An 11,368-nucleotide genomic window follows, 5' to 3' on the forward strand; every position below is an offset into this window, starting at 1 on the left:
CTAGCGGGCCGCGCTTTCCGCGGCGACGGGCGCGATCGCCGCACGCACGGCTTCGGCGAGCGCGGCGGTGCGGCGATCGGCGAACACGTCCTCGAGCAGCACCGCGCGACCGTCGGGACCGGTCAGCGGCACCCGCCAGTTGGGGTATTCGTCGGTGGTGCCGGGCTGATTCTGGGTTCGGCGGTCACCGACGGCGTCCGTCAGCGCCACTCCCAGCAGCCGCGACGGCGTCCTGCCCAGATAGCGGTAAAGCGCCACTATGACCTTTTCCGAGACCTGCTCGGGGTCGTCCTCGCCGTCACCGAGCAACCCGACGCGCCGCAGCTCGGCCATCCACGCCGCCAGCTCGGTCCGGTCGGACTCGAGCTCCTCCTCCACCGGACGTGTCAACAGACCCAGCGAATCACGCAGTCGCACATGGTCTCCCGCGAGATAGCCGGCGGACGGAGGCAGGTCGTGCGTGGTGACCGAGGACAGGCAGTACTCGCGCCAACGCTCGGCCGGAAGCGGGCCGCCGTTACCGTCGCGGTCCAACTCGAACCAGAGGATCGAGGTGCCGAGCAACCCACGCAACAACAGATAATCGCGCACCCACGGCTCGACGGTGCCGAGATCCTCGCCGACGACGACCGCGCCGGCGCGGTGCGCTTCCAGCGCGACGATGCCGATCATGGCTTCGTGGTCGTACCGAACGTAGGTGCCTTCGGTTGGTCGGTTACCCCGCGGAATCCACCACAGCCGGAACAACCCGATGATGTGGTCGATGCGCACCCCGCCGGCATGGCGCAACACCGCGCGGATCAGCTCACGAAAGGGCCGATATTCGTGCTCGTCCAACCGATCTGGGCGCCACGGCGGCTGCGACCAGTCCTGGCCCAGCTGGTTGAACTCGTCCGGCGGTGCGCCCGCGGTCACGCCCAACGCCATCACGTCCTGCAGCGCCCAGGCGTCGGCTCCATTGGGGTGCACGCCGACGGCCAGGTCGTGCATGATGCCCAACGACATGCCCGCCCGGAGCGCCTGTGACTGCGCCGCGGCGAGCTGCTCGTCGAGTTGCCACTGCAGCCAGCGGTGGAAATCGACTGTGTCCGAATGCTTTTTGACGAAGTCCGCGACCCCGGACGCGTCCGGGTGCTGTAGCGCCTCGGGCCAGGAATGCCAGTCGGCGCCGTACCTTTCGGCCAGCGCGCACCAGGTGGCGAAGTCGTCGAGCGCGCGGCCCTCCCGGTCGCGAAACGCGGTGTAGGACAGCTCGCGACCCGCCGACCGCGGTTCTGAGTGCAGGAGCTTGAGTGCTGCCCGCTTGGCCGCCCATGAGCTGTCGCGGTCGATGGCGTCGACGCGGGCGGCGCGCTGCTGCACCTCGGAGCGCAGCCGCCGCACCCGGCTGCGCTTGGTCAGGTCGGCGAATTCGGGGATCGCCTCGACGTGCAGATAAATCGGGTTGACGAAGCGCCGCGAGGTCGGCAGGTACGGCGACGGTTCCATCGGCTTGGTCGGGGCGGCCGCGTGCAGGGGATTGACCAAGAGATAGTCGGCGCCGTGGCGCGACGCCGACCAGACCGCCAGGTCGGTCAGATCGGTCAGATCGCCGACCCCCCACGACTGCCGTGACCGCACGCTATAGAGCTGGGCGGCCAGGCCCCACGCGCGGCGGGCGCCGAGCCGCTCCGGCAGCCCGAGCCAGTCCGGCGTCACGATCAGCGCGGTGCTGGTCTCGGTGTCGCCGGAGCGCAGGTGTACCCGGTGATAGCCCAGCGGCAGATGGGCCGGCAGCAGGAAGCTGGCCTCGCCGACCCAGCGGCCGTCCAGGTCGAACGGCGGGGTGAAGTTGTCCACCTGTTCGACGTCGGCGCGCGTCGTGCCGTCTTCGAGCTGCAACCACACCTCGGCGGGGTCGCCGTGGGTGACATGCGCCCAGAATCGGATCGGCTCGCCGGTGCGCCCGACGATGGTCGCCGGCAGCGGGCGCGCCCAGTGCGACCGCAACTTCGCGGTCAGCGCGACGTTGCGCTCCTGTTCGGTGTCGGCCGCGACGCCGAGCGAAGCCAACACGGCCTTCAACGTGGCCTCGGAGACCCGCACTCGCCGGCCGCTCCAGTCCTCGTAATCCGTCGCGATGCCGTATCTGCGGGCCAGTTCGATCAGCGACGGCGCGAGTTCAGTCATACCGCCATCTTGCTGCCAGGATTCGCGGGCCGGCGACTCGGACCCGGCGCAAGTTAGCGCATTGTTTGCTGGGCGGTGGCCTGCCATTCATCGAAGTCTTCTGCGGGCAACGGCGCTCTGCGCTCGACAGGACGAGAGGCCGCGCGGCCACTACGATGCTTCGAGGAGATGACAAGGAGCCGTGAGCTCATCCGTGGGGGAAAAGAAACTGCCAGCTCAGTGCCGTCTGGCGCGGCCACCCTCGCTGGGCTCCGGGCGCGGTGGGCGCGGCCAAATTCGGGTGCACGAAGAGATGTAGAAGTGAACGGCTTTGTCGCCGCGTGGCGAGGTCCGCGCAGGTGCCTTAACGTTGTCATGTAATTCGCGCTGGATCAGTTCAGCAGGGACGAATATTCAGACGCATCAGCAGACCGGATGGTGAATTAAGTGGCGGAAGAGAGTCGCGGGCAGCGCGGGTCGGGGTACGGCCTCGGGCTGTCGACCCGGACCCAGGTGACCGGCTACCAGTTCCTTGCGCGCCGGACCGCGATGGCACTGACCCGGTGGCGCGTCCGCATGGAGGTCGAGCCGGGCCGGCGGCAGAACCTGGCCATCGTGGCATCGATCTCGGCCGCCCTGGTGATCTGCCTGGGCGCGCTGCTTTACTCCTTCATCAGCCCGGCGGGCCAGATCAACGAGTCGCCGATCATCGCCGACCGCGACTCGGGCGCGCTCTACGTCCGCGTCGGTGACAAGCTGTACCCGGCCCTGAACTTGGCGTCGGCCCGCCTCATCACGGGGCGCCCCGACAACCCCCACCTGGTCAAGGCCAACCAGATCGCCACCCTCCCGCGCGGTCCGATGGTGGGCATTCCGGGCGCGCCGTCGAGCTTCCACCCGACCAGCCCCACCGCGTCTTCCTGGTTGGTCTGCGACACCGTGGCCAATTCGACCGGCGCCGGCGCACCGTCGGGTGTGACGGTGACGGTGATCGACGGCAATCCCGATCTGAGCAACCACCGGCGGGTGCTCACCGGGTCGGACGCGGTGGTGCTGAACTACGGCGGGGACGCGTGGGTGATCCGCGACGGGCGCCGGTCACGCATCGACGGGTCGAACCGATCGGTGCTGCTGCCGCTGGGGCTCACCCCGGAACAGGTCAGCATGGCGAAGCCGATGAGCCGCGCCCTGTACGACGCCTTGCCGGTGGGTCCGGAACTGACGGTGCCGCAGATCCAGAATGCCGGCGCCGGGGCGTCGTTCCCGAACGCGCCCGGCCCGATCGGGACGGTGATAGTCACCCCGCAAATCAGTGGGCCGCAACAGTATTCATTGGTGTTGGCCGACGGCGTGCAGACGCTGCCGCCGCTGGTGGCCCAGATCCTGCAGAACGCCGGACCGGGCAACACCAAGCCGGTGACGGTCGAACCGTCCGCGCTGGCGAAGATGCCGGTGGTCAACAAGCTGGACCTGTCGTCCTACCCGGATGCACCGCTGAACGTGATGGACATCCGCGAGAACCCGGCGACCTGCTGGTGGTGGCAGAAGACCTCCGGTGAGAACCGGGCCCGCGTACAGGTCATCTCCGGCGCGACCATTCCGGTCGAGTCCAAGGACGTCAACAAGGTGGTGTCGCTGGTCAAGGCGGACACCACCGGACGCGAAGCGGACCAGGTCTTCTTCGGGCCCGACTACGCGAACTTCGTGGCCGTCACCGGAAACGACCCCGGCGCGAAGACGACCGAATCGCTGTGGTGGGTCACCGATGCGGGTGCGCGCTTCGGGGTCGACGACACCCGTGAGGTGCGAGAAGCGTTGGGCCTGAAGACGAAGCCGGGCCTGGCGCCGTGGGTGGCGCTGCGGCTGCTCCCGCAAGGACCGACGTTGTCGCGAGCGGATGCGCTGGTGGCCCACGACACGCTACCGATGGATATGTCCCCAGGAGAGTTGGCGGTACCGAAGTGAAACGTGGATTTGCGCGGCCGACGCCGGAGAAGCCCCCGGTAATCAAGCCGGAGAACATCGTCCTTCCGACGCCGCTGAGCATCCCGCCGCCCGAAGGCAAGCCCTGGTGGCTGATCGTGGTCGGCGTCGTGGTGGTCGGCCTGCTGATCGGCATGGTCGCCATGACCTTCGCCAGCGGCTCGCACGTGTTCGGCGGCGCCGGCTCGATCTTCCCGATCTTCATGATCGGTGGCGTCGCGATGATGATGTTCGGCGGCCGGTTCGGCGGCCAGCAGCAGATGAGCCGGCCCAAGCTGGACTCGATGCGCGCCCAGTTCATGCTGATGCTGGACATGCTGCGGGAGACCGCCCACGAGTCGGCCGACAGCATGGACGCGAACTACCGGTGGTTTCACCCGGCTCCCACCACGCTGGCCGCCGCGGTCGGATCGTCGCGGATGTGGGAACGCAAGCCCGACGGCAAAGACTTGAACTTCGGCGTGGTCCGCGTCGGCGTCGGTATGACGCGTCCCGAGGTGACCTGGGGCGAGCCCCAGAACATGCCGACCGACATCGAGCTCGAGCCGGTGACCGGTAAGGCGCTCCAAGAGTTCGGTCGTTATCAGAGCGTCGTGTACAACCTGCCGAAGATGATCTCGGTGCTGGTCGAGCCCTGGTACTCGCTGGACGGAGATCGCGAGCAGGCGGCGGGGCTGATGCGGGCGATCATCTGCCAGCTGGCGTTCTCGCACGGGCCCGACCACATGCGCATGATCGTGGTGAGTTCGAACCTGGACGAGTGGGACTGGGTGAAGTGGCTGCCGCACTTCGGGGACCCCCGCCGCCAGGACGCCGCGGGCAACGCGCGGATGGTCTACAGCTCGGTGCGCGAGTTCGCCGCCGAGCAGGCCGAATTGTTCGCCGGCCGTGGCTCTTTCACGCCCCGGCACGCCAGTTCGTCGGCTCAGACCCCGACGCCGCACACCGTGATCATCGCCGATGTCGTTGACCCGCAATGGGAGTACGTGATCAGCGGCGAAGGCGTCGACGGCGTGACGTTCTTCGACCTCACCGGTTCGGCGATGTGGACCGCCGTCCCGGAGCGGACGCTGCGGTTCGACAACAAGGGTGTGATCGAGGCGCTGCCCCGCGATCGCGACACCTGGATGGTCATCGACGAGAAGCCGTGGTTCTTCGCCCTCACCGACCACATCAGCATCGTCGAGGCCGAGGAGTTCTCGCAGAAGCTGGCGCGCTGGCGGCTCGCCGAGGCGTACGAGGAGATCGGCCAGCGCGTGGCGCACATCGGCGCCCGAGACATCATGGCCTACTACGGAATTGACGACCCGGGCCGCATCGACTTCGAGGCGCTGTGGGGTAGCCGCAACGACTCGATGGGCAGGTCGCGGTTGCGGGCGCCGTTCGGTGTTCGCTCCGACAACGGCGAGCTGCTGTTCTTGGACATGAAGTCGCTGGACGAAGGCGGTGACGGTCCGCACGGCGTCATGTCCGGTACGACGGGTTCGGGTAAATCGACCCTGGTGCGGACGGTGATCGAATCGCTGATGCTCAGCCACCCGCCCGAAGAGCTGCAGTTCGTGCTGGCCGACCTCAAGGGTGGGTCGGCCGTCAAGCCGTTCGCCGGGGTGCCGCACGTGTCCCGGATCATCACCGACCTGGAAGAAGACCAGGCGTTGATGGAGCGCTTCCTGGACGCGCTGTGGGGTGAGATCGCCCGCCGTAAGGCGATCTGCGACAGCGCCGGTGTCGACGACGCCAAGGAATACAACTCGGTGCGCAGCCGGATGCGGGCGCGTGGCCAGGACATGGCGCCGCTGCCGATGCTGGTGGTCGTCATCGACGAGTTCTACGAGTGGTTCCGCATCATGCCGACGGCCGTCGACGTCCTCGACTCGATCGGCCGTCAGGGCCGCGCCTACTGGATCCACCTGATGATGGCGTCGCAGACCATCGAAAGCCGCGCCGAAAAGCTCATGGAGAACATGGGTTACCGGTTGGTGCTGAAGGCGCGCACCGCCGGTGCGGCGCAGGCGGCGGGCGTGCCGAACGCGGTCAACCTGCCCGCCCAGGCCGGTCTGGGCTACTTCCGCCGCAGCCTGGAAGACATCACCCGGTTCCAGGCCGAATTCCTCTGGCGCGACTACTTTCCGCGCGGCCTCACCGACGACGGGGAGGAAGCGCCCGCGCTGGTGCACAGCATCGACTACATCCGTCCGCAACTGTTCACCAACTCGTTCACCCCGCTGGAAGTCAGCGTCGGGGGGCCGGACGTCGCCGCCCCGGCGATCCCCGCCGACGGCGACGCGCTGCCGATCGAGGCGGCCGAGGACGACGACTCCGAAGGGATCCGCACACCCAAGGTCGGTACGATCATCATCGACCAGCTGCGCAAGATCGACTTCGAGCCGTACCGGCTGTGGCAGCCGCCGCTGAGCCAGCCCGTCGCCATCGACGAACTGGTGAACCGGTTCCTCGGGCGCCCCTGGCAGCAGGACTACGGCACCGCCCTAGACCTCGTCTTCCCGATCGGCATCATCGACCGTCCCTTCAAGCACGACCAGCCGCCGTGGACGGTCGACACCTCGGGGCCCGGTGCCAACGTGCTGATTCTGGGTGCCGGCGGTTCCGGCAAGACCACCGCGCTGCAGACGCTGATCTGTTCGGCGGCGCTGACCCACACTCCCGAGCAGATCCAGTTCTACTGCCTGGCCTACAGCAGCACCGCGCTGACCACGGTCGCCCACCTGCCCCACGTCGGTGAGGTGGCCGGTCCGACCGACCCCTACGGCGTCCGCCGCACGGTGGCCGAGCTGCTGGCCCTGGTGCGGGAGCGCAAGCGCAGCTTCCTCGAGTACGGGATCGCCTCGATGGAGGTGTTCCGCCGGCGCAAATTCGGCAACGAGCCGGGTCCGGTGCCCAACGACGGGTTCGGCGATGTCTACCTGGTGGTCGACAACTACCGGGCGCTGGCCGAGGAAAACGAGGTGCTGATCGAGCAGGTGAACGTGATCATCAACCAGGGCCCCTCGTTCGGGGTGCACGTGGTGGTCACCGCCGATCGCGAGTCGGAGCTGCGGCCACCGGTGCGCAGCGGTTTCGGCTCCCGGGTCGAGTTGCGGCTGGCCGCCGTGGAAGACGCCAAGCTGGTGCGGTCCCGGTTCGCCAAGGACGTTCCGGTCAAGCCGGGGCGCGGCATGGTCGCGGTCAACTATGTCCGCCTCGACGCCGATCCGCAATCCGGTCTGCACACCCTCGTGGCGCGTCCCGCGCTGGCCGCCACGCCTGACAACCGGTTCGAATCCGACAGCGTCGCGGAAGCCGTCAGCCGGATCACGAGCGGCCATGCTCCACCGGTGCGCCGGCTGCCGGCGAGGTTCGGGGTGGAACAGCTTCGCGAGCTCGCCGCGCAGGACACCCGCCAGGGCGTCGGCGCGGGCGGAATCGCTTGGGCCATCTCGGAATTGGACTTGTCACCCGTCTACCTCAACTTCGCCGAGAACGCGCATCTGATGGTGACCGGACGTCGCGAATGTGGGCGGACTACAACACTGGCCACGATCATGTCCGAGATCGGGCGACTGTACGCGCCCGGGGCCACCAGCGCACCGACGCCGCCGGCTGGGCAGCCTTCGGCCCAGGTGTGGCTGGTGGACCCGCGTCGTCAGCTGCTGACCACGCTTGGCTCCGACTACGTGGAGAAGTTCGCCTACAACCTCGATGGCGTGCAGGCGATGATGGGCGAACTGGCCGCCGTCCTGGCCGGCCGCGAGCCGCCGCCGGGGCTGTCCGCCGAGGAGTTGTTGGCGCGGAACTGGTGGAGCGGGCCGGAGATCTTCTTGATCGTCGACGACATCCAGCAGCTGCCGGCCGGTTTCGACTCGCCGCTGCACAAGGCCGCGCCCTGGGTGACCCGGGCCGCCGACGTCGGCCTGCACGTGATCGTCACGCGCACGTTCGGTGGCTGGTCTTCGGCCGGCAGCGACCCGATGTTGCGGGCGCTGGCGCAGGCGAACGCACCACTGCTGGTGATGGACGCCGACCCCGACGAGGGATTCATCCGCGGCAAGATGAAGGGCGGTCCGCTGCCTCGAGGCCGCGGCCTGCTGATGGCAGAGGACACCGGCGTGTTCGTTCAGGTCGCGGCGACCGAACTGCGCAAGTAGGGCTGGAGCCGCTGCGTTGGGCCGACCGGGTGGGACCGAGGTTCAGCTCCAGCGCAGCGGCAATTCCTTGAGCGCGAAACTCTTTGACGGGTATTTGATCACGGGGGAGTAGTCGTCCGGCAGCTCGAAATCCGGGATCTGGGTCAGCCATTCCGCGACGACTACCGTCAGCTCGATGCGGGCCAGATGGGAACCCAGGCAGCGGTGTGGCCCACCGCCAAACCCCCAGTGCCGGTGGACCTTTCCGTCCATGTTGAGTTCGTTGGTGGACATTGGGTCGCTGTCGTCACGGTTGACCGCGGCCATGCACAGCCGCACCGAGGTGCCCGGCGGCAGCGTCATGCCGCCGACCTCGACGAAGTCGGTGGTTATCCGCGGCGCCACCGGCGCCGACGGTTCGAGCCGGACGATCTCCTCGATGAAAACCCTGATCTGCTTCGGGTTGTCGCGCAGCTCCTTGCGCAGCCGCGGTCGGCGCGCCAATTCGTACAACGAGAATCCGATGGCCGCGGTCACCGTGTCCAGGCCCGCCAGGATGAGCAGGTGACTCATGCCCAGCAGTTCGAGGTCGGTGAAGTCGCCCTTGCCGGTCATGACTTGCGACAGCATGTCCGACCCCGGGTTCTGCCGGCGCTGGGCGATGGCATCGGCCAGGTACGCCAGCAGTTGCTCGGACTTCTCGATGTCGGTCCGGGTGATGAACGGTTTGTCGCTGACGACCGCGTCTTTCCAATCGATGAGGCGGTCACGATCTTCCAGTGGCAGACCGTAGAGGTCCAGGAACACCTGGAACGGGTAGAGGTGGGCGAAGTCCGCCATCACTTCACACCCGCCGCGGCCGGCCAGCGCCGCGATCATGTCACTGGCGTGGCGCACCAGCACCGGACGGGACTTGCTCAGCGCGTGCGGGCTGAAGTACGGCTGCAGGAGTTGGCGGTAGCGGGTGTGTTGCGGTGGATCAAAAGCCAATGGCAGCACGGGGAGTGGGTGGCCGGGGGGCTGCAGCACCGTCGATGAGAAAACCTTGGTGTTGCGAAGTGCGGCCAGCACATCTTCGCGCCGGGTTATGTAGTAGTGGCCGTTCATGAACACCACCGGCCCGGCATCGCGCAGCGTCTTCCACCCGAGACCCCGGTCGGCGGTCATCGGTAGCGTCGCGAAATCGAGCCGGGGTAGGTAGAACGAGCCTTGCTGGCCATCGCTCATGCGTTTCGGTCTCCGGTTGTCTGTCGCACGTCGTCGATACCAACAGTGGGCGGTGCATCAATATTGCATGCGCGGCAACGAAACACGCTCCCTGCGCCCGCGCTAATCCCGGGCTCCCGGTGCCGGTGAGCGGTTCGCGAGCATTCTGGACACTTTACCGACCGACTAACCTGGCTACCGAACCGTGAAGCCGTCTACGGCCTGGCCGGGCCGCCTAGGGAGGAAGCCTCGTGAGGGTTCGTCTGGACCAGTCGAAGTGTGCGGGCCACGCGCAGTGCTACGCCGTCGACCCAGACCTTTTTCCCATTGACGAGTCGGGCTATTCGATCCTCGAGGAGCATGAGGTCCGGCCCGAGGACGAGCAAGCCACCCGCGACGGGGTCGCGTCGTGTCCCGAAATGGCGCTGGTGCTCGAAGAGGACTGACGGCGTCCCGGGCGGCACTAGTGCCGCTTGCGGAAAGCAAACGGTTAGTGAACATTTCGTTGCCCTTCATGAACTCCCGCCGACCGGGAATGAACAGTGGCTGGCCATTGATCAACAGGTGGCTTCGGGGTGTCGGTGTTTGCCCCCTAACGAACTAATCTCAGTGCCGGGCGGCAGTTCGGGCACTACGAGAGCTGTCGCTCGGTTGCTGATAGCGGGAGATTAGCCGGGGCAGGGAGTGCATGTCGTTTCCGACCAGACATCCGAAAAGCGCGGTGGCAGAACGCCTTTACGGACACAGCCAACTGGTCGACATGCGCCCGCCGGCCCGGCTGGTGGGGTTGCGGGGCGAAGAGGCTCCGCTGGTGGACTCCCGTGGGCGCGGCAGCCAACCGGTGGCGTCGTCGACAGAGCCGTGACCACAGCCACCACTGATACCTGTGTGACAGCCGAGATCGCGTTTCCGGCCGACTGAGGAGGACACGGTGTTTGACTTCGCGGCGTTACCGCCCGAAATCAATTCCGGTCGCATGTACGCGGGCCCGGGGTCGGGGCCAATGATGGCCGCGTCCGCCGCCTGGGATGAGATTGCTGCGGAATTGGGTGTCGCGGCCAGCAGCTACGGCTCGGTCGTCACCGAGCTCACCAGCGGGCCATGGGTGGGGCCGGCATCGATGTCGATGGTTTCGGCGATCACTCCCTACGTGAGCTGGCTGAGCACGATGGCCACTCAGGCCGAGGAGACGGCCGGGCAGGGGCGGGCCGCCGCGGCGGCATTCGAGGCGGCGTTCGCGATGACGGTCCCGCCTCCGGTGATCGCGGCCAATCGAGTGTTGCTGGCGACGCTGGTGGCGACGAACTTCTTTGGGCAGAACACCCCGGCGATCGCGGCCACCGAGGCGCAGTACATGGAGATGTGGGCACAAGACGCCGCCGCGATGACCGGCTACGCCGCATCGTCGGCCACCGCGTCGGTGCTGCCTCCGGTGACGACGCCGCCCAACACCAGCACCCCGGAAGCGTTCGCCAACCAGGCCGCCGCGGTCGAGCAGGCCACCGCCGAGCCGGCGGGCAACACCGCACAGACCACAGCCAACGCCACCTCGCAATTGGCGTCGTCACAAGGGTTGTCGCTCAGCACAACTCAAGCCGTGCAGGCACCCACAGCAGCGGCGAACGCATCGGATCCGCTTACCAGCGCAATCCAGAACTTCCTCCAGTCCGGACTGCCCACGCCGGACAACAACTACCTAGGGTTGACCCCCACCTTCTACGACACGATCTTCAAACGGATGACGGGTCTGGGTTACTTCTCGAACGGTCTGGCGCAGTTCAGTTCGTCGATCGCCCAGCAGTTGACCTTCGGTCCGGGTGGTAGCACGGCCGGTGCAAGCGGTGCCTGGTATCCGACGCCGCAGTTCGCCAGCTTGGGTCTGGGCAACCTCGGCGGCGGGGTCGGCA

The 11,368-nt window shown here is 67.4% G+C and carries 7 protein-coding genes; 5 read left to right on the forward strand and 2 right to left on the reverse strand.

The genetic code is table 11. The features are described 5' to 3' along the window. A complete protein-coding gene (gene malQ, locus AC5Y30_RS22520; RefSeq protein WP_499921112.1) occupies window positions 1-2,169 on the reverse strand; it encodes a 4-alpha-glucanotransferase in 2,169 nt (722 codons plus the stop codon). Window positions 2,170-2,595: 426 nt separating this feature from the next. On the opposite strand from malQ, the gene eccB reads away from it, so the two are divergent. Next, a complete protein-coding gene (gene eccB / locus AC5Y30_RS22525; RefSeq protein WP_499921114.1) occupies window positions 2,596-4,113 on the forward strand; it encodes a type VII secretion protein EccB in 1,518 nt (505 codons plus the stop codon). After that, the gene (gene eccCa / locus AC5Y30_RS22530; RefSeq protein WP_499921115.1) at window positions 4,110-8,276 is read left to right on the forward strand and encodes a type VII secretion protein EccCa; all 4,167 of its coding nucleotides are present in this window, start codon (window positions 4,110-4,112) and stop codon (window positions 8,274-8,276) included. Before eccB ends, eccCa begins: the two co-directional genes overlap by 4 nt. Before the next feature lie 42 nt (window positions 8,277-8,318). Here eccCa and AC5Y30_RS22535 read toward each other — a convergent pair whose 3' ends face one another. Next, window positions 8,319-9,482 (reverse strand): cytochrome P450, encoded by a 1,164-nt coding sequence (locus tag AC5Y30_RS22535; RefSeq protein WP_499921116.1) that lies wholly within the window; start codon window positions 9,480-9,482, stop codon window positions 8,319-8,321. Between the two features lie 230 nt (window positions 9,483-9,712). Here AC5Y30_RS22535 and fdxE point away from each other — a divergent pair, with 230 nt between their 5' ends. The 3 genes from fdxE to AC5Y30_RS22550 all read left to right on the forward strand — a co-directional run. Beyond that, window positions 9,713-9,907 carry a ferredoxin FdxE gene (gene fdxE / locus AC5Y30_RS22540; protein WP_499921117.1) on the forward strand — a complete coding sequence of 65 codons (195 nt, stop codon included), beginning with the start codon at window positions 9,713-9,715 and terminating at the stop codon, window positions 9,905-9,907. A gap of 242 nt (window positions 9,908-10,149) precedes the next feature. Then, the gene (locus AC5Y30_RS22545; protein ID WP_499921119.1) at window positions 10,150-10,326 is read left to right on the forward strand and encodes a hypothetical protein; all 177 of its coding nucleotides are present in this window, start codon (window positions 10,150-10,152) and stop codon (window positions 10,324-10,326) included. Between the two features lie 66 nt (window positions 10,327-10,392). After that, window positions 10,393-11,368 (forward strand): PPE family protein (locus AC5Y30_RS22550; protein WP_499921120.1); only part of this gene is annotated, 976 nt, incomplete at its 3' end.

It is taken from the genome of Mycobacterium sp. NGS27 (assembly GCF_059813005.1).

Bases quoted from the DNA above. Each gene is read 5' to 3' on its own strand.
- malQ (WP_499921112.1), bottom strand. From the start codon at position 2,169: ATGACTGAACTCGCGCCGTCGCTGATCGAACTGGCCCGCAGATACGGC.
- AC5Y30_RS22535 (WP_499921116.1), bottom strand. From the start codon at position 9,482: ATGAGCGATGGCCAGCAAGGCTCGTTCTACCTACCCCGGCTCGATTTC.
- AC5Y30_RS22545 (WP_499921119.1), top strand. From the start codon at position 10,150: ATGTCGTTTCCGACCAGACATCCGAAAAGCGCGGTGGCAGAACGCCTT.